At 68.2% G+C, this 16537-nt stretch carries 19 protein-coding genes; 6 read left to right on the plus strand and 13 right to left on the minus strand.

Going from position 1 to position 16537, the window contains the following annotated elements; translation table 11 throughout:
• Window positions 1–10: 10 nt before the first annotated feature.
• The 3 genes from AB4Y64_RS13370 to AB4Y64_RS13380 are packed head-to-tail and all read left to right on the plus strand — an operon-like array spanning window position 11 to window position 3448.
• On the plus strand, window positions 11–2518 hold the full coding sequence (locus tag AB4Y64_RS13370) for a heavy metal translocating P-type ATPase (protein ID WP_441816944.1): 2508 nt from the start codon (window positions 11–13) through the stop codon (window positions 2516–2518).
• On the plus strand, window positions 2515–2736 hold the full coding sequence (ccoS, locus tag AB4Y64_RS13375; RefSeq protein WP_441816945.1) for a cbb3-type cytochrome oxidase assembly protein CcoS: 222 nt from the start codon (window positions 2515–2517) through the stop codon (window positions 2734–2736). Before AB4Y64_RS13370 ends, ccoS begins: the two co-directional genes overlap by 4 nt.
• Window positions 2726–3448 carry a sulfite exporter TauE/SafE family protein gene (locus tag AB4Y64_RS13380; protein WP_441816946.1) on the plus strand — a complete coding sequence of 241 codons (723 nt, stop codon included), beginning with the start codon at window positions 2726–2728 and terminating at the stop codon, window positions 3446–3448. The genes ccoS and AB4Y64_RS13380 overlap by 11 nt, the downstream gene beginning before the upstream one ends.
• Window positions 3449–3468: 20 nt before the next feature.
• On the opposite strand, the gene fnr is transcribed toward AB4Y64_RS13380, so the two are convergent.
• Window positions 3469–4233 carry a fumarate/nitrate reduction transcriptional regulator Fnr gene (gene fnr / locus AB4Y64_RS13385; RefSeq protein WP_441816947.1) on the minus strand — a complete coding sequence of 255 codons (765 nt, stop codon included), beginning with the start codon at window positions 4231–4233 and terminating at the stop codon, window positions 3469–3471.
• 134 nt (window positions 4234–4367) lie between these two features.
• The gene (locus AB4Y64_RS13390) at window positions 4368–4817 is read right to left on the minus strand and encodes a hypothetical protein (RefSeq protein ID WP_441816948.1); all 450 of its coding nucleotides are present in this window, start codon (window positions 4815–4817) and stop codon (window positions 4368–4370) included.
• A gap of 335 nt (window positions 4818–5152) precedes the next feature.
• Here AB4Y64_RS13390 and AB4Y64_RS13395 point away from each other — a divergent pair, with 335 nt between their 5' ends.
• Both AB4Y64_RS13395 and AB4Y64_RS13400 read left to right on the plus strand, forming a co-directional pair.
• On the plus strand, window positions 5153–5686 hold the full coding sequence (locus AB4Y64_RS13395) for an outer membrane beta-barrel protein (protein WP_441816949.1): 534 nt from the start codon (window positions 5153–5155) through the stop codon (window positions 5684–5686).
• Window positions 5687–5809: 123 nt separating this feature from the next.
• Window positions 5810–7111, plus strand: a complete 1302-nt coding sequence (locus AB4Y64_RS13400) for an APC family permease (RefSeq protein WP_441816950.1) — start codon at window positions 5810–5812, stop codon at window positions 7109–7111.
• 6 nt (window positions 7112–7117) lie between these two features.
• Here AB4Y64_RS13400 and AB4Y64_RS13405 read toward each other — a convergent pair whose 3' ends face one another.
• The 5 genes from AB4Y64_RS13405 to AB4Y64_RS13425 form a co-directional block, all read right to left on the minus strand.
• Window positions 7118–7879, minus strand: a complete 762-nt coding sequence (locus AB4Y64_RS13405) for an N-acetylmuramoyl-L-alanine amidase (RefSeq protein WP_441816951.1) — start codon at window positions 7877–7879, stop codon at window positions 7118–7120.
• Between the two features lie 30 nt (window positions 7880–7909).
• Window positions 7910–8347, minus strand: coding sequence for a hypothetical protein (locus AB4Y64_RS13410; RefSeq protein ID WP_441816952.1), 438 nt, complete (start codon window positions 8345–8347; stop codon window positions 7910–7912).
• Between the two features lie 72 nt (window positions 8348–8419).
• Window positions 8420–9325 (minus strand): phosphogluconate dehydrogenase (NAD(+)-dependent, decarboxylating), encoded by a 906-nt coding sequence (gene gnd, locus AB4Y64_RS13415; protein WP_441816953.1) that lies wholly within the window; start codon window positions 9323–9325, stop codon window positions 8420–8422.
• A gap of 86 nt (window positions 9326–9411) precedes the next feature.
• Window positions 9412–9792 (minus strand): hypothetical protein, encoded by a 381-nt coding sequence (locus AB4Y64_RS13420; RefSeq protein WP_441816954.1) that lies wholly within the window; start codon window positions 9790–9792, stop codon window positions 9412–9414.
• Between the two features lie 162 nt (window positions 9793–9954).
• Window positions 9955–10392 (minus strand): hypothetical protein, encoded by a 438-nt coding sequence (locus AB4Y64_RS13425; protein WP_441816955.1) that lies wholly within the window; start codon window positions 10390–10392, stop codon window positions 9955–9957.
• Between the two features lie 170 nt (window positions 10393–10562).
• Here AB4Y64_RS13425 and AB4Y64_RS13430 point away from each other — a divergent pair, with 170 nt between their 5' ends.
• Window positions 10563–12107: a phospholipase D family protein gene (locus tag AB4Y64_RS13430; protein WP_441816956.1), complete on the plus strand. Its 1545-nt coding sequence runs from the start codon at window positions 10563–10565 to the stop codon at window positions 12105–12107.
• A 12-nt stretch (window positions 12108–12119) separates the two neighbouring features.
• On the opposite strand, the gene AB4Y64_RS13435 is transcribed toward AB4Y64_RS13430, so the two are convergent.
• The 6 genes from AB4Y64_RS13435 to AB4Y64_RS13460 form a co-directional block, all read right to left on the minus strand.
• Window positions 12120–12443 (minus strand): antibiotic biosynthesis monooxygenase family protein, encoded by a 324-nt coding sequence (locus AB4Y64_RS13435; RefSeq protein ID WP_441816957.1) that lies wholly within the window; start codon window positions 12441–12443, stop codon window positions 12120–12122.
• Between the two features lie 16 nt (window positions 12444–12459).
• Window positions 12460–12672 (minus strand): hypothetical protein, encoded by a 213-nt coding sequence (locus AB4Y64_RS13440; protein WP_441816958.1) that lies wholly within the window; start codon window positions 12670–12672, stop codon window positions 12460–12462.
• Between the two features lie 139 nt (window positions 12673–12811).
• Window positions 12812–13018 carry a dodecin gene (locus AB4Y64_RS13445; protein WP_441816959.1) on the minus strand — a complete coding sequence of 69 codons (207 nt, stop codon included), beginning with the start codon at window positions 13016–13018 and terminating at the stop codon, window positions 12812–12814.
• A 69-nt stretch (window positions 13019–13087) separates the two neighbouring features.
• On the minus strand, window positions 13088–13912 hold the full coding sequence (locus tag AB4Y64_RS13450; protein WP_441816960.1) for an aldose epimerase family protein: 825 nt from the start codon (window positions 13910–13912) through the stop codon (window positions 13088–13090).
• Window positions 13902–14918 carry a glycoside hydrolase family 43 protein gene (locus AB4Y64_RS13455; protein ID WP_441816961.1) on the minus strand — a complete coding sequence of 339 codons (1017 nt, stop codon included), beginning with the start codon at window positions 14916–14918 and terminating at the stop codon, window positions 13902–13904. Before AB4Y64_RS13455 ends, AB4Y64_RS13450 begins: the two co-directional genes overlap by 11 nt.
• Window positions 14919–14960: 42 nt before the next feature.
• Window positions 14961–16445 (minus strand): MFS transporter, encoded by a 1485-nt coding sequence (locus AB4Y64_RS13460; protein WP_441816962.1) that lies wholly within the window; start codon window positions 16443–16445, stop codon window positions 14961–14963.
• Window positions 16446–16537 lie beyond the last annotated feature (92 nt).

Consider the following 16537-nt stretch of genomic DNA (forward strand, 5'->3'; position numbering starts at 1 on the left):
TGATGTCTGCATGAGTGTCACGCATACCGCGCTGGCTCCGACCCGAGGCGACGATCTCGCAGGTGCGGTTGCCGCCAGCTGCCACCATTGCGGCGAGCCTGTCGTCGAGACCAGCGCCATCGCCAGCGACGGCGAGCGGTACTGCTGCGACGGCTGCGCCGCGGCGGCCAGCTGGATCCAGCAGGCCGCGCTCCAGGACTACTACCGACTGCGCACGGTGCCGGCCGGGCGCGTCGATGCCGACGCCGCCGACTTCGCCGGCTGGGATCGCGAAGTCGTGCTTGCCGAGCACAGCCGCAGCGTGCCCGGCGGTCGCGAGATCACCGTGCTCACCGATGCAATGCGCTGCGCCGCCTGCGCGTGGCTGGTCGACCGCGCCTTGCGGCGGCTGCCCGGCGTGCTCGATGCCGGCGCCAATGCCGTGACCGGGCGCATCGTGGTCGCGTGGGATCCGCGGCAGGTGGCCTTGTCGACGCTGATGTCGCGCCTGAATGCCCTGGGTTACCGCCCATGGCTGGCCACCGGCGAGGAGCGCGAACAGGCGCAGCGGCAGGAGCGCAGGCGTTGGCTGATCCGTCTTGGCGTCGCCGGCCTCGGTGCGATCCAGGCGATGATGTTCGCCGAGGCGCTGTACCTGGACACGCGCGGGCAGATGCCGCTGCCCACGCGCGACTTCTTCCGCTGGATCACCTTTCTGGTGTCCACGCCGGTGGTCTTCTATTCCGGCTGGCCGTTCCTGGAAGGCATGTGGCGCGAGCTGCGCGGGCGCCGGCTCGGCATGGACACGCTGATCGCCTCGTCGACACTGCTGGCCTACTTCGCCAGCCTCGTCGAAACCATCCGCGGCGGCGTCCACGTCTGGTACGACGCGGCGGTGATGTTCGTGCTGCTGTTGCTGGTGGCGCGAATGTTCGAACAGCGCGCGCGCCGCATCGCCAGCGCCCAGGTCGATGCGCTGGCGCGGGCGCGGCCGGCGCTGGCAACGCGCGAGCGCGACGATGGCAGCCGCGAACAGGTCGCAATCAGTGACCTGGCCATCGGCGATGTCGTGCGCGTGGCTTCGGGCGAATCGGTGCCTGCCGACGGCGTCGTGCTCGACCATGCCTCGGGATTCGATGAAGCACTGATCAGCGGCGAGTCCGCACCGGTCCAGCGCCAGCCCGGCGCGACTGCGCTGGCCGGCAGCATCTGCCGCGAACAGGCCGCGCGCATCCGCGTCAATCGCGTCGGCAACGACACGCGCCTGTCGCAGCTGACCCGGCTGGTCGAACAGGCCCAGGGCGAACGGCCGGCGCTGGCGCGTGTCGCCGACCGCATTGCCAGCGGCTTCGTGCTGGCGCTGCTTCCGTGCGCGCTGGCCGTGTATGCCTGGTGGCAGCAGCACGATCCGGCACGGGCACTGGAAGTGACCCTGGCGCTGCTGGTCGTGAGCTGCCCGTGCGCGCTGTCGCTGGCGATCCCGACCGCGCTGACGGCGGCGCACGGTGCGCTGGCACGGATGGGCGTGCTCGGACTACGCGGCGACGCCCTGTCGACGCTGGCGCGGGTGGACCGCGTCGTCTTCGACAAGACCGGAACGCTGAGCAACGGTCGGCCGCAACTGGATTCGGTCGGCATCTTCAACGACACCGCGAACGGCGCCCCGGAGCCGAACGCGCACGCTCCGAGCACGCACGCTCCGAGCACGCACGCTCCGAGCACGCACGCTCCGAGCACGCACGATCCAGACGCCGCGCTGGCGATCGCCGCCGCGCTTGAGCGCGACAGCGGCCATCCTCTCGCGCACGCGTTCGCCGATATCGACAGTGACCATCGCGTGGAGCAGTTGCGCAGTGTGCCCGGCCTCGGCATCGAGGGCCGCATCGGCCAGCAACTGTGGCGATTGGGACGCGCGGACTTCGCTACCAATGGCGACGATGACGGCGCACTCTGGCTCGCCCGCGATGGGGTCGCGGTCGCCCGCTTCACCGTCAGCGAGGCCAGGCGGGAGGACGCACGCGAGGCGGTGGCGGCATTGCGCGCGCAGGGCCTCGCAGTCGAGCTGTGCAGCGGCGACGCGCACGCGTCGGTGCGGCGCTTCGCCGCCGGCATCGGCATCGACACGGTGGCATCGCGGCAGACACCCGAGCAGAAGCTCGCGCACGTGCGCCAGTTGCAGTCGCACGGTGGCATCGTCGCCATGGTCGGCGACGGCCTCAACGATGCCCCGGTGCTGGCCGGCGCCGATGTCTCGATCGCCATGGCCGAAGGCGCGGCGCTGGCGCAACGCGCGGCCGACTTCGTCATCACCAGCCCTTCGCTGCTGCGCATTCCCGAGGCGATAGCCCTTGCACGCCGCACCCGTGCGGTGGTCCGCCAGAACCTTGCCTGGGCGCTGGGCTACAACCTGCTGGCACTGCCGCTGGCGGCGAGCGGGCACGTCACGCCGTGGATCGCCGCGGTCGGCATGGCGATGTCGTCGCTGCTGGTCACCCTCAATGCGTTGCGGCTGGGGCGCCGCACGGAGAGGCCGGCATGACCATCCTGTTGCTGCTGGTGCCGATCAGCCTGATCCTGCTCGGCGTGGCGATCTGGGCATTCGTCTGGGCCGTGCGCCGCGGCCAGTTCGATGACCTCGACACGCCCGCCATCGACATCCTGCGCGAGGATCCGCTGCCGGCCGAGCAGATGCCGGCCACCACGTCGCAGTCCTCTCAGGATTCGCCGGCAACCGCGGAAGGCAAGGATGCCGATTGACTGGCTGACCCTCGGCGCGGCCCTGCTCAGCGGCCTGCTGGGCGGCGTGCATTGCGCCGCGATGTGCGGCGGCATCGCCACCGGATTCTCGGCAACCGCCAGCGGCAACGCCGGCCGGATCGCGCTGGAGGCCAACCTCGGTCGTATCGGTGGCTACGTCATTGCCGGCGCGATCGCAGGCGGGTTCGGCCATGGCATCGTCTCGGTCGCGCGGATCGAAGGCCTCGCGCTCGGCCTGCGCATGCTGGTCGGGCTGGTGCTGGTGATCGTTGCGTTGCGCCTGTTCGATCGGCAGGGGCGACTGGCGTTCCTGTCGCGGCCTGGAAACCGGCTCTGGCTGCTGTTGCGCCCGCTGCAGCTGCGCCTGCTGCCGGCCAACACGCGGGCTCGACGGCTTGGCCTGGCCTTGCTGTGGGGCTGGCTGCCGTGCGGCTTGAGCACGACCTTGCTGGTCGCGGCCTGGTTACAGGCGAGCGCGCTGCACGGCGCCCTGACGATGGCCGCGTTTGGCCTTGGAACGTTGCCGGTGATGTTGCCGTTGACGATGAGCGGCGCGCGCCTTGGGCGCTGGCTGCAGACGCGCTGGCGCAATGCCGCCGCAACGCTGGTGCTGGTCGCCGGCGTGCTGACGCTGGCGGCGCCGTGGCTGATGCGGATGCCGGCGTTGCATTCGCTGCTGGCGGCGCTGGGGTGCGGCAGCCTGCCCGCATAATCGACGCGTTGAACGTCGCGCTAGACGACGCTTCGTTGCCGCTTCGTCTCGCCGCTCTCGCTGCCGTGCGCGAGACGTTCGAGGATGCCGATCTCGAGGATCTCGACGCGGCGCCCGTGCACCGCGATCACGCCGTCTTCCTGCAGCCGGGTGAAGCCGCGGCTGACCGTTTCCAGGGCAAGGCCCAGGTAGCGCGCGATGTCCTCGCGGCTCATCGGCAGGCGAAATTCCAGCGGCGACTGCCCGATCTGGCGGAAGCGCTCACCCAGGCCGTGCAGGAACAGCGCGATGCGTTCGTTGGCCTGGCGCCGCACCAGCATTTCCAGATGGTCGTGGTCGCGATTGAGGCTGTGCCCGATCACGCGCAGCAGCTGCTGCTGCAGGCTCGGAAGCTGCGCGGCCACGGCACTGAGCTGTTCGAGCGGGACGTCGCAGACGTTGGCTTTCTCCAGCGCCACCGCCTCGCAGCGATGCGCACCCTCGCCGAGGGCGTCCAGTCCAATGAGCTCGCCGGCCAGGTGGAAACCGATGACCTGCTCTTCGCCGTCCTGGCTGATGCTGACGGTCTTGAATGCGCCATCGCGGGCAACGAAGACCGATGCCAGCGGATCACCGATGCGGAACAACCGTTCGCCGCGGCCCAGGCTGCGGCGGCGGCGGACGATCTCGTCGAGACGGGCCAGTTCCCCAGCGTCGATGCCGGCCGGCAGGCACAGCTGCTGCAGCGAGCATTGCGCGCAACTGCGGCGGAGCCTGGCCAGGTCGATGTCTACTGCTTCGTTCATCGCCGGGTATTGTCGCATGGCCCGTGGCGGCGTCGGGAACGGGTCGCGTCCGCCCGGATCGGCAAACGATGGGCAAACGAAAGGCGGCCGAAGCCGCCTTTCGCGCCACACTCGACCAGTGCCGCTCCGCGCGATTACTGGCCCAGGTTCGGCGACATGCGCGAACCGCCGTCCTGCAACGTCTCGCGTGCACGCTGCTGCGCTTCGCGCCGCTGCGCCACGGTCATGCACACGCGCTCGACGCGGTTGGTGCCCGCCTTCTTGGTGCGCTCGCAGACCAGTCGCTCGTCGGCAGCCTGCGCGGCGACCTCGTCGATCCATGCGATGTCGGCCGACGCCTTGCTGCGCTCTTCGGTGGTCAGGTCCGCGTAGCTGCGTCCCTTGATGGTCTGGCTCAACGCAGCCTGGCGCTGCTGCAGCTCGCTGCGCTTGTCGGCGGACAGCTCGCTGAAGCCGGCCGCGCCGGACGCCACGTTGAGACGGATACGGTCCTGCTTCTCCATGACTGCCACGGTGTCGAACGGTTTATCCGCCGCCCGGGCGACAGGCAGCACGACGCAGCTGCCTACCAGGACGATCGACATGACAGCCGCCAGCACCCCATTCCTTGAAAACATATGCACAGCTCCATTGTTTTGACTTGTGTGCCGATCGTATTGCGACCTTCGCGATTTCACGGCGCCCCATTCGCTTTCCGCCAGATTCGGAAAAGTCCGCCGCCTGCACGCTCCCGGGCGCGCATTCCGTTCCAGCCACGGGACAGTGAATCCCCCATCGCTGGCCTTGGGCTGCGCCGCTGCAGACCCACTTATGTCGTGCAGCGCTGGCTGCCCAGGCATTCCGTCGGGGCCCATCGCAGACACGCCACCGCTCCCTCCCCCGATTGGTCGCGGTGAACGTTGCAGGAGTCTTCACAGCAATGAGCAAGAACAAGATGCTTTCCCGCGCCCTCATCGCCGTTCTCGCCGGTGCCGCCGCATTCGGCGCGCAGGCCGCCGACAAGGGCTTCTACGCCGGTGCCGGCGTCGGCCAGTCGTTCGTCGACGAAGGCAGCTACGACGACGAGGACACCGCGTTCTCGGTGTTCGGCGGTTACCAGTTCAACCGCTACTTCGGCCTTGAGGCCGGTTACGCCGACTTCGGCAAGCTCGAACCGCGCGGCAATGGCGCCGATCTCGAAGCCAGTTCGGTCTACCTGACCGCGGTCGGCACGGTGCCGATCACCGACAGCTTCTCTGCCTACGCCAAGGCAGGCTTCCAGCGCTGGGACCTCGACAGCGCGATCCCGAGCGTGGTCGGCAACAGCGATGACAGCGGCACCGACCCGACCTATGGCGTCGGCGTGCAGTACAAGTTCACCGACCACGTCGCCCTGCGCGGTGAGTACAGCCGCTTCGAGGTCGAAGACACCGACCTGGACCTGGCGCAGATCCAGGTACGCTACGACTTCTGATCGCAGCCAACCCGATGACGACAAAGCCGCCGGCGCAATCCGGCGGCTTTTTCTTTGGTGGCGACAACCGCACCGCAGCATCAGGCACTCTGTCGCCACAGCGCCCTCGCAAAGGCAACGCCCTTGGACCAGCAGGCAACGGCAAGCCCCTCCTCGACACTCCGCGCCGTCAGCCGGTGGCAGATCGTCGGCCTCTCGATCAACGACGTGATCGGTAGCGGCATCTACCTGCTGCCAGCGGCCGCGGCGGCACTGCTGGGACCTGCCAGCCTGTGGGCCGTACTGCTCGCCGGATTCGCCGTCAGCCTGCTGGTGCTGTGCTACGCCCAGGCCGCCAGCTACTTCGACGGACCCGGCGGCGGCTACCTGTATGCACGCGAAGCGTTCGGGTCGTTCATAGGCTTGGAAGTGGGCTGGATGCTGCTGCTGACCCGGCTGGCGACCGCGGCCGCGCTCAGCAATGGCCTGGCCGAAGCCGTTACCCACTATTGGCCAGCGGCAGCGTCGGGTTTGCCGCGTATCGCCATCGTCACCGGTTCGCTCGGACTGCTGGTCGCGATCAACATCGCCGGCGTGCGCGCCGCCGCCCGCACCGGCGTGGTGCTGGCGATCGGCAAGCTGTTGCCGCTGGTGCTGTTCGTGGCCATTGGCGCGTTCCATGTCGACACCACGCTGGCCTCGCCGGCCAACGCACCCATCTCCTCGAAGACGCTGGCCGAAGCAGCGCTGCTGCTGCTGTTCGCGTACGCCGGTTTCGAGAATCTTCCGGCCGCCGCCGGCGAGTACCGCAACCCGCGCCGCGACGTGCCGTTCGCGCTGCTGACGATGATCGCCACGGTCACGTTGATCTACGTCAGCGTGCAATGGGTCGCTCTTGGCACCCTGCCCGACCTGGCGCATTCCACGACGCCGCTTGCACAGGCCGCCGCCGGCTTCAGCGGCGAGGCGTTGGCGCTGCTGCTGACCATCGGCGCAAGCATCTCGATCCTGGGCACCAACAGCAACACCGTGATGATGGCGCCGCGCTACCTGCTGGCACTGGCCAGCGATGGCTACGGCCCGCGCGCACTGGCCGCGATCCACCCGCGCCTGCACACGCCTGCCGTCGCGGTGGTGGTGATCGGCGTGATCTCGCTGGCGCTGGCGTTGTCGGGATCGTTCGTGCAACTGGCGCTGCTGTCGGTGGTGTCGCGCCTGTGCACCTACATCGGCACGGCCTGCTCGGTGCTGGTGCTGCGTCGCCGCCATGGCGGGCAGCCCGGCGCACTGCAACTGCCAGGAGGTCCGTTGATCCCGATCGCGGCGATCGTGCTCAGCCTTGGCCTGCTGGCCAGTGCGAGCGTGGCCAACCTGCTGGCCGCCGCGGTGGCGCTGCTGGCAGGCGCGGTTGTCTACAGATTCCGGCGCGTGCCGGCCGATCTGTAAAGCGCCTCAGGGCGCGACTTCGGGCAACGGCATCTCCATCAACTGCAGCTCCAGGTCACGGAGGATCTCCGCGTCGCCCGGCAGCCATTGCTCGTCTTCATTGCCGCGGTAATGGCGATGGAATGCGCGCACCGCCGCCGCCGGATCGCGCAGGTCGTAGCCGACCAGGCGCATCGCCACCCAGGGATCGAAACCGTCCGGGACGGCGACGGGCTGCGGACGCGGCCACAGGCCAAAACCGGCCTCGGCCAGTCGCTGCCACGGAAACAGCGCGCTTGGATCGCGCTTGCGCGCCGGCGCGATGTCGCCGTGGCCGATCACCAGATGGCGCGGGATGTCGAGGCGGCCCGTGATGTTGTCGAGCAGGCGCAGCAGCGTGTCGATCTGGACGGTGCTGAACGGCGCAACGCCATCGTTGTCCAGTTCGATGCCGATCGTGCCCGAGTTGAGATCGGTGACGCCGCCCCAGCGCGATGCACCCGCATGCCAGGCGCGTTGGGATTCGGCCACCAGCTGGTACAGGTGGCCATCCTTGCCGATCAGGTAATGAGCGCTGACGCGACCGCTGGAGTTGCTCGTCTGCAGGGTCAGCAGCGCCGCCTCGGCCGATTCCATCTCGGTCTGGTGGATGATGATCATCTGCGCGCTGCGGCCGTCGTAGTTCAACGACGGCCGCCAATCGGGAGCCGGGTTGGGCACGGCGGGCGGAGCCGTCGCGCAACCCGCCAGGACCATGGCGATGGCCAGTGTGGCCACAACGGCTCTCATCGAACGCCCTTCATCGAGCTTGATCCACCCTCAGCCGATCCAGCGACGCGCCGCTGCCTTGCGCGCATACGTCAGCAGGAACAACGCGATGGCGACGAGCAGTGCCGGCATCGCCAGGCCAGCAGGTCCGAGCAGCGACCAGGCCGGCGTCACCGCGAAGGAACCCGCCACTTGTACGATCAGCGCCAGCAGCGACAGCAGGAACATCGACACTGCCCAGCGCTTCTTCATCAGCAATCCAATTGCGCCGAGCGCCCCGCCGAACACGGCCACGCCATAGGCGGCGTTGATCCAGGACGGCGTCGCTTCGAGTATCTGGCGCTGCTCCGCCGGCAACGCGGCCAGTTGCGCCGGGCCGCCGGTGAACTGCGTGTAGAACATGTAGACGCCGATGAGGTTCCATACCAGCGCCAGCGTGGCGATGATCCAGTAGCTGATGGGACGCGAAGACGCGACTACGGTGGTCATGATTCCCTCTCCTCCCCAGGGGCGGGTTGCCCGGCGGCAAGACTACCCCGATGCCGCAGTGCGGCATGACGCTCAGGTTTTCTTGATCGCATGGCCGCCAAACTCGTTGCGCATCGCCGCCAGCAACTTGTCGGCGAAGGAATCGTCCTCACGCGAGCGCAGCCGCTCGAGCAGCGACAGGGTGATCACCGGCGCCGACACGTCCAGGTCGATGGCCTCGGCCACGGTCCAGCGGCCTTCGCCGGAGTCGGAGACGTAGGGGGCGATGCCGTCCAGCTGCGGGTTGCGCCCGAGCGCGTTGGCGCTCAGGTCGAGCAGCCACGAGCGCACGACGCTGCCGTGGCGCCAGATCTGCGCCACCTGGGCCAGGTCGAGGCCGAAGTCGGACTTGCGCTGCATGATCGCGAAGCCTTCGGCATAGGCCTGCATCATTCCGTACTCGATGCCGTTGTGGACCATCTTGGCGAAGTGGCCGGCACCGCTCGGACCAACCCGACCCCAGCCGCTGTCGGGTGTGGGCGCCAGGGCGCTGAAGATCGGCCGCAGCCGCTCGACCGCTGCTTCCTCGCCTCCGATCATCAGGCTGTAGCCCTCGGTCAGCCCCCAGACCCCGCCGCTGGTGCCGCAGTCGATCCAGGCGATGCCATGTTCGGCCAGGCGCGCCGAGCGCCGCAGGGAGTCCTTGTAGTTGGAGTTGCCGCCGTCGATGACGGTATCGCCGGCCGCCAGTTGCGGCAGCAGTTCGTCGATGCTGCGATCGACCGGCTCACCGGCCGGCACCATCAACCAGAGCGCGCGTGGCCCTGGCAGCGCGGCGATGAGCTCCGCCTGCGACGCCACCGCTTCGATGCCGCGCGCGGCGGCCTGCTCGCGCGCCGGTGCGCCGGCGTCGAAACCGACCACGCGATGGCCGTTGCGAACCAGCCGTTCGGCCATGTTCGCGCCCATCCGGCCCAGACCAATCATGCCAAGTTCCATGCAGCCTCCTGCCCGGTGGGGTCGCGCGGGCGATGGCGAAGCATCGCGCAGCCCATCGTGAAGGGGAAGCGCAGGCGGTGAAAGACTCAGGACCCGCTGCAGTGTCCGAAGCGGGCTTTCATCGATGGGCCGCCGACCACCACGGCGGCGTTGGGGACGTAACCCTCCAGCGGCACGTACATGCCCTTGCCGTCCTCGAACACGTACAGCGAGAAATCGTCGCCGATGAACTCGACCTTGTAGCCCTCGGGCACGGCTGAAGTCGGCGCGCCGCCGAAGCTGGTGTACGAATCCATCCGCGCCGGCGTGCGCACGTTCTTGCCGTTGGCGCTGATCTGCAGGCCGTCGGCGGCGATGCGCACCCGCGGCGCAGCGGCGTTGCCGCAATCGGGCGAGTAGACGCCGCCATACAGCTTCAGCGACTCGGCTCGCAGGTCCTGTGCGGCCGCGGCCGCGGTCGCAGCCATGACGGACATCGTTGCGCCTGCCAGGACCAGGGCGAGCCACGTTCCATGAGTGCGCATCGATGTGCTCCGGTTCCTTGTGACCGGAACAACGCGCCGCGCCACGTGCGCAGGCCAGCGCGCAGGCCAGAACGCACGCCAGCGCGCCGGCGCAAGGCGTACGGACTACTGCAGGCGGTAAGGCGCCTGCATGCCGGCCGACGGACGCAGCAGCGCTTCTTCGTCGTCGCGGCTCTGGCGCTCGTGCTCCAGCGCGGTCAGGTACTCCTCCAGGGTCTGCTCGTGCACGGCGGCTTCACGCGCGGCCGCAGTGAGCAGGGGCGGTGAGGCGTGCAGCTCCAGCTCGGTTCCGGCGTCGGCCTGCACGGCGACGACATGGCGCAGCATCGCCAGCGCCATGGCCGCGCTGTCGCTGCTGGCGACCACCTGCCCGGCCAGCACCAGCAACCATTGGCCATCCCGCCAGCCGACACCGCCGACGGCGGCGCCGTCGCGGTCCAGCAACTGGGCGTGCGGCTGCAACGCCGAGCCGAGGCGGCGAATCGGGCGCTTGGGTTCGTTCTTCCGGCGCACCGCGCGCTTGACCTTGGAGTTTCGGGACATGGAGTTCCTTGTGCGTGATGACCAGGCGGAGGCAGCCCACCTCACGGCCTGTTTTGGCATTCTAGGCCCAGCCGGGGCCGCGCCGCGACGCGGTCGGCCCCGCAGGGCTGGCCCATTGTGCCCCCGCAGGCCGTGTGATATCCGACTGCAAACCAACCGGTGAAACCACCATGGCGCACATGATCCGGGTTGCCCTGTCGATGTGCCTGCTGGCCCTGGCCGCATGCTCCAGTCTGCCGGAGCGGCCGGTCCTGCCCGATGCGTTCGCTCCGGCGCCGGCCAGCGACGGCGAACTGGCGCTGCGCACCGGGCCGGCCGAAGCACGCCACCCGGGGCAGTCCGGATTCCGCCTGCTCAGCAACGGCACCGAGGCCTATGCGCTGCGCATGTACAGCGCCCAGGTGGCCACCCGCAGCCTCGATATCCAGACCTACATCTGGCACCCGGACCTGACCGGCAAGATGCTCGCGCAGCGGGCCCTGGCCGCGGCCGACCGCGGTGTGCACGTGCGCATCCTGGTCGACGACATGGACGCGCGCGCCAAGAACGCGGGCTTCGCCGCGCTCGACGCGCACGAGAACATCGAGGTGCGCATCTTCAACCCCTTCGCCAGCCGCAGCGGAACCGCCAACAAGCTCGGCGAGCTGGGCACCGGCTACAGCCGGCTCAACCACCGCATGCACAACAAGAGCTGGATCGCCGACAACCGGATAGCGGTCGTGGGCGGGCGCAATCTGGGCGATGAGTACTTCGGCGCCAGCGCCGAGAGCAACTTCGTCGACCTGGACCTGGCCCTGGTCGGCCCGGTCGTGCGCCAGGTCAGCGGCAGCTTCGATCGCTACTGGAATGCCCCGAGCAACTACCCGATCGCCACGATCAGCCCCGACGCGGTGACGCCCGACGCGCTCGCCCGGTTGCGGACCCTGCTAGAGGGCGTGCCGGCGGAACTTCGCGCCAGCCCCTACGCCTCGGTGCTGCGCGAGGACCCGGACGTACAGCGCCTGCTGACCGGCGGCACCACGCTGCACTGGACGGCCGAGTGGCGCTTCGCCAGCGACGACCCGCTCAAGCTCCACTTCGACGACAGCGGCACCGCCCAGGACCGCTCGGCGGTGCTGGCCACGCTGACCCCCGCGCTGCGCGCCGCGCAGCACGAGCTTCATCTGATCTCGCCGTATTTCGTGCCCGGGCCGCAGGCGACGCAGTCGCTGGTCACTTCCGCCATTGCCGGCACCGACGTGCGGGTGCTCACCAACTCGCTGGCGGCGACCGACGTGGCTGCCGTCCACGGCGGCTACTCACGCTATCGCGAGGCGCTGATCGACGGTGGCGTGAAGGTCTGGGAGCTCAAGCCGACCAGTGATGCGGAGTCGCGCTTCAGCCTGCGCGGCTCTTCCGGTTCGAGCCTGCACACCAAGGCGATGATCATCGACAACCGCCAGATCTTCGTCGGCTCCTACAACCTCGATCCGCGTTCGACCTCGATCAACACCGAGCAGGGCGTGCTGGTGGCCAGCCCGGAACTGGCGCAGGAGCTGGAGCGCATCTTCGAGGAGCAACTGCAGGGCAGCCGCGCCTGGAAGGTGCAGCGCGTCGACGGCAAGCTGCAGTGGAGCGATGGCACGCAGACCTTCACGCGCGATCCGGAGGCCTCGGGATTCCGCCGCTTCCAGGCCTGGCTGATGAAGCTGCTGCCGGTGCAGTCGCAACTCTAGCCGGGGCTGTCTCTAGCCGGGGCCGTCGACTTCGTAGTGGACCACCGACGGCTCGAACTCGAGCAGGAAGCGGTTGTCTTCGGGGTAATACTTCGCCCGCGTCACCTCGGCGCCGGCGAACGCTTCGATCGCCGACAGCGATTGCCAGTGGGTCAGGATCAGGAAGTGCGCGAGCCTGCCCTCGCGCCGGTGCATCACGCTCACCGACACGTTGCCCGGCGTGCCGCGGTAATCGGGCACGGCCCTATCGCGCAGGAACGCCAGGTACTCGTCGGCATCCTCTACCAGGGTGATGCCGTGCCACAGGCGCGCGACGATCTTGATGCCTGCACTCATGCCTGAACCCTCGCGTTCACCGCGGCGGCGACATCAATGCATTGAGCATGGCCACCAGCGCGCCCAGCCGGAATGCGCCGCCGCGGCGGCGTGGCTGGCGGACGTCGCGAGGCGATGCCGGGGCGTCGGACGCCGCCTGTGCGTCGTCCCCGTCGCCGGCGAGGGAGACCGCCAGTTCAGGGTTCTGGATGTAGCCGTGCTGGAACAGCAAGCCGGTGTAGATGTTCATGGCCAAGTCCTTCTTTGCCTTGAGTGGAAGGCAACGTTAGACCCGGCCGATCCGCCGAAAAAGCGATAGTTTGGCAAGCCTGCATTGAATCTGGCTCAAGGCTCGGGAGACTTTGCCGGAGTCGCGGCCGCCGCCGCGGTCACTCGAGCGTGAACCCTACTTTGATGGTGACCTGCCAGTGCGCGACCTTGCCGTCTTCGACATGGCCCCGCGTGTCGAGCACCTGGAACCACTTGATGTTGCGCACCGTGCCCGAGGCCCGTTCGATCGCCTTGCGGATGGCGTCGTCGCAGCTGGTCTTTGACGAACCGGTCAGCTCGAGGTGCTTGTAGACGTGCTCACTCATGGCGGCTTCTCCTGGGCGAACACCGATCATAGCGCCGCCCGCCCACGCGCCTGACAAGGCGCCTTCACATCACAGCCACTCGAGCAGGAACCAGGCCTCCACCGAAGTCCGCGGCGCCAGCAGCATCGGCTCGAGGTTGAATGCGTCAGGCGGGCCACTCTGCGGTTCGACACAGGTGGCGTGCGGCGCCGCGTCGAAGACGACCCAGTGCATGCAGTCGGACGTCATGCGGATGCGCTGTCCCCCGCGCTCGACGGTGACCGGCTGGTCGTTGATGAAACAGTCGTCCCAGGGCCCCGGCGTCGGCGCTTCCAGCGGACGCGTGGCGATGCCATCGGCGTCGCGCGGGTAGATCATGCGCGGCTGGAAATCGAGGCGGTCGGGCTTGCGGAACCAGGGGTGCCAGCCGATCGTCGCCGGCATCGCGCGCTCGCCGGCGGTGGCCGACAGCGTCAGCCGGATATGGCGTTCGCCGACTTCGATGCGCTGCATGGCGCTGCCGCCGAAGGGCCAGTAGTGGTCCTGTGGCAACGCCAGCGACAATTCGGCGGCATCTTCGCCGAGCATCTCCAGGCGCCAGGGCATCGCGAAGCCGACGCCATGGATGGCGTGGTCGCCCAGATTGAGCGGCAACCGGTGGCGATGCCCTTCGCTCTCGAAACGGCCGTGCCGGACGCGTCCCGCCCACGGCACCATCGGATAGCAGCCCCAGGCGATGACGCCGTCGGTTCCGGCACCGTGGCCCACCAGCTGGGCGATGCCGTCGTGGCGAATCTGGGCGATGCGTCCGCCCGCCTCCGGCGCGATATCGACAGCCAGTGCGCCACGTCCGATCGAGACCTGCGGCCCCGGCGCAAACGGCAGCATCGCGTCGTCGCGCGGATCACTCCCCATAGGGATGAATCGTCCTGATGGCACCGCTGTCGTCGTAATGCAGCTGCGTGACCTTGATCGAGCGCAGGTGGGTGACGCCGCCCGACAAAATGGAGTCGTGGTAGAACAAGTACGTGCGGCCCTGGAACTCGCAGATCGAATGGTGCGTCGTCCAGCCCACGACCGGGGTCAGGATCGTGCCCTGGTAGATGAAGGGCCCGTACGGGTTGTCGCCCACCGCGTAGCACAGCAGGTGCGTGTTGCCGGTCGAGTAGGAGAAGTAATAGCGGCCCTGGTGCTTGTGCATCCACGACGCCTCGAAGAAGCGGCGGTCGTGGTCGTCCGCGCGCAGCGGCTGGCCGGACGCGTCGAGGATCACCACTTCGCGCGGCGTCTCGGCGAACTGCTTCATGTCGCCGGTCAGGCGCGCGACGCGCGCGCACAGCGCCGGCTCGCCGGCAGCCGGCTCCTCGTTCCCTGCGGCATGGGCATTGTCGCGGTACTTCTGCAGCTGCCCACCCCAGATGCCGCCGAAGTACATGTAGTGCCCACCGTCGTCGTCGGCGAACACGGCCGGATCGATGGAGTAGCTGCCGGTGATGGCCTCAGGCTCCGGCACGAACGGTCCTTCCGGCCGATCACCGATCGCCACGCCGATCTGGAAGATGCCGTCGGCGCGCTTGGCCGGGAAATAGAGGTAGTACTTGCCGTCCTTGCTTGCGGCATCGGGCGCCCACATCTGCCGCTGCGCCCACGGCACGTCTTTGACATGCAGGGCGACGCCGCAGTCCACCGCCTCGCCATCGGGCGCGTCCATGCGCAGCACGTGGTAGTCCTCCATGCCGAAGTGACCGCCGTCGTCGTCGAACGGCAGGCCGGCATCGATGTCGTGCGACGGATAGATGTAGAGCTTGCCGTCGAAGACATGCGCCGACGGGTCGGCGGTGTAGATATGCGTGACCAGCGGCTGCGAGATCGCCTTCGCTGCCAGCGCCTGAAGATCCCCGGTTTCGTTGTCGTCGGCCATGACGGTTGCCTGTGTGTTTGGGGGAACGTGACTGCGCGGCGGTCAGGAAGCGGTGCCGGCCTGCAGCCTGCGCGCGCCCAGTTCCTGTTCGATGCGCGATTCCATCGTCTTGTTGATCTGGTACAGGAACAGCAGCACCACGCACAGCAGCAGCGGGATCGAGCAGTAGATGCTCACGGCCATGCGGATGCCGTCGATGGTCTGCGGCGACTGCACCGGCTCGCCGGCCTGGTAGCCGTAATGGGCCAGCAGGCCCGCCACCAGGGCGCCGCCGACGCTCAGGCCGATCTTCAGGCCGCACAGCATCGCCGAGAAGATGATCGCGGTGGCCCGGCGGCTGTTCTTCCACTCCGAGTAGTCGGCGACGTCGGCGATCATTGCCCACAGCAGCGGGATGGTGATGCCGTAGAAGACGCCGTGGGCGATCAGCGAGGCGAACACCAGCCCGACTGCCGTTGGCGGGTAGAAGAAAAACGCCAGCAGGAACAGGGTCGATACGAACAGCGCGCCGCCGAAGACGTCGCGCTTTCCGAACCGGTCTGCCAGGCGTTTGGAGAAACCGATGCCGATGATCATCGAGATGATGCCGGCGGCGTTGAACGTGCTGTAGGCCGACGTCGGCGCGTCCTTGGGCCACTGGAACTCGGTCAGGCCGATGCCGGTGAGCACGGCGTTGAGGCCGCCGATGAGCCGGTTGAAGCCGACGTCTTCCAGGAACTTCGACAGCGCAGCCGGATCCAGGTAGTACTGGAAGTAGTAGATGTACGAGCCGCCCTTCAGCGCGAGGGTCACGAACACCAGGATCGTCAGCGCCAGCATCACCAGCCAGGGCCGGTTGCGGGCCAGGTCGGCGAGATCCTGGCGGACGCTGGACTTGTGTTCCGGCGCCGGCACGATGCGCTCGCGCGTGGTGAAGAAGGTGATCAGGAAGAAGACCGTGCCGACCACGGCGAACAGCATCATGGTGTTGTGGAAGCCGCGCACCTTGTCGCCGCTGCCCAGGATCAGCACCAGCGGCAGCAGCAGCACCTGGATCACGAACTGGGCGATCATCACCGCCACGAAACGGTACGACGACAGGCTGTTGCGCTGGGCCATGGAGCCTGTGAGCACGCCGCTGAGCGCCGAGTACGGCAGGTTGTTGGCGGCGTAGATCATCACCAGCAGGATGTAGGTCGCAAGGGCATACACGACCTTGCCGTGCTCGCCCAGGTCCGGCGTGCTGAAAGCCAGCAGCGAGAACACGCCGAACGGGATCGCCGTCCACAGGATCCACGGCCGGAACTTGCCCCAGCGCGTGCTGGTGCGGTCGGCGGCGAAGCCGATGATGGGGGTGAACACGAAGGCACCGAGCATGCCGCCAATGAAGATGATCTTCGCGGCCGTGCTTGCCGGTATCCGGTACACGTCGGTGTAGAAGAAGGCCAGGAAGGCGACCAGGGTCTGGAAGATCAGGTTCGCGGCCAGGTCGCCGAGGCTGTAGCCGACCTTTTCCCTGACGGAGAGGACTTCAGAAGTGCTGTTCATGGGCCGCCGCTGGCGAGTGATTGGGGTCTTGCATCGGGCATTGTGGAGCAGTGCGTCCATCGATAAGGCGCGGCCCGCCCGGTGGAGTTCAC

Origin of the sequence: Lysobacter sp. TAF61 (assembly GCF_052113485.1) — a bacterium.
Lineage (GTDB): Bacteria > Pseudomonadota > Gammaproteobacteria > Xanthomonadales > Xanthomonadaceae > Lysobacter_J.

Coding starts and splice junctions, on each gene's coding strand:
- AB4Y64_RS13370 (WP_441816944.1), top strand. CDS start 11: ATGAGTGTCACGCATACCGCGCTGGCTCCGACCCGAGGCGACGATCTC.
- ccoS (WP_441816945.1), top strand. CDS start 2,515: ATGACCATCCTGTTGCTGCTGGTGCCGATCAGCCTGATCCTGCTCGGC.
- AB4Y64_RS13380 (WP_441816946.1), top strand. CDS start 2,726: ATGCCGATTGACTGGCTGACCCTCGGCGCGGCCCTGCTCAGCGGCCTG.
- fnr (WP_441816947.1), bottom strand. CDS start 4,233: ATGAACGAAGCAGTAGACATCGACCTGGCCAGGCTCCGCCGCAGTTGC.
- AB4Y64_RS13390 (WP_441816948.1), bottom strand. CDS start 4,817: ATGTCGATCGTCCTGGTAGGCAGCTGCGTCGTGCTGCCTGTCGCCCGG.
- AB4Y64_RS13395 (WP_441816949.1), top strand. CDS start 5,153: ATGAGCAAGAACAAGATGCTTTCCCGCGCCCTCATCGCCGTTCTCGCC.
- AB4Y64_RS13405 (WP_441816951.1), bottom strand. CDS start 7,879: ATGAGAGCCGTTGTGGCCACACTGGCCATCGCCATGGTCCTGGCGGGT.
- AB4Y64_RS13410 (WP_441816952.1), bottom strand. CDS start 8,347: ATGACCACCGTAGTCGCGTCTTCGCGTCCCATCAGCTACTGGATCATC.
- gnd (WP_441816953.1), bottom strand. CDS start 9,325: ATGGAACTTGGCATGATTGGTCTGGGCCGGATGGGCGCGAACATGGCC.
- AB4Y64_RS13420 (WP_441816954.1), bottom strand. CDS start 9,792: ATGGCTGCGACCGCGGCCGCGGCCGCACAGGACCTGCGAGCCGAGTCG.
- AB4Y64_RS13425 (WP_441816955.1), bottom strand. CDS start 10,392: ATGTCCCGAAACTCCAAGGTCAAGCGCGCGGTGCGCCGGAAGAACGAA.
- AB4Y64_RS13430 (WP_441816956.1), top strand. CDS start 10,563: ATGGCGCACATGATCCGGGTTGCCCTGTCGATGTGCCTGCTGGCCCTG.
- AB4Y64_RS13435 (WP_441816957.1), bottom strand. CDS start 12,443: ATGAGTGCAGGCATCAAGATCGTCGCGCGCCTGTGGCACGGCATCACC.
- AB4Y64_RS13440 (WP_441816958.1), bottom strand. CDS start 12,672: ATGAACATCTACACCGGCTTGCTGTTCCAGCACGGCTACATCCAGAAC.
- AB4Y64_RS13445 (WP_441816959.1), bottom strand. CDS start 13,018: ATGAGTGAGCACGTCTACAAGCACCTCGAGCTGACCGGTTCGTCAAAG.
- AB4Y64_RS13450 (WP_441816960.1), bottom strand. CDS start 13,912: ATGGGGAGTGATCCGCGCGACGACGCGATGCTGCCGTTTGCGCCGGGG.
- AB4Y64_RS13455 (WP_441816961.1), bottom strand. CDS start 14,918: ATGGCCGACGACAACGAAACCGGGGATCTTCAGGCGCTGGCAGCGAAG.
- AB4Y64_RS13460 (WP_441816962.1), bottom strand. CDS start 16,445: ATGAACAGCACTTCTGAAGTCCTCTCCGTCAGGGAAAAGGTCGGCTAC.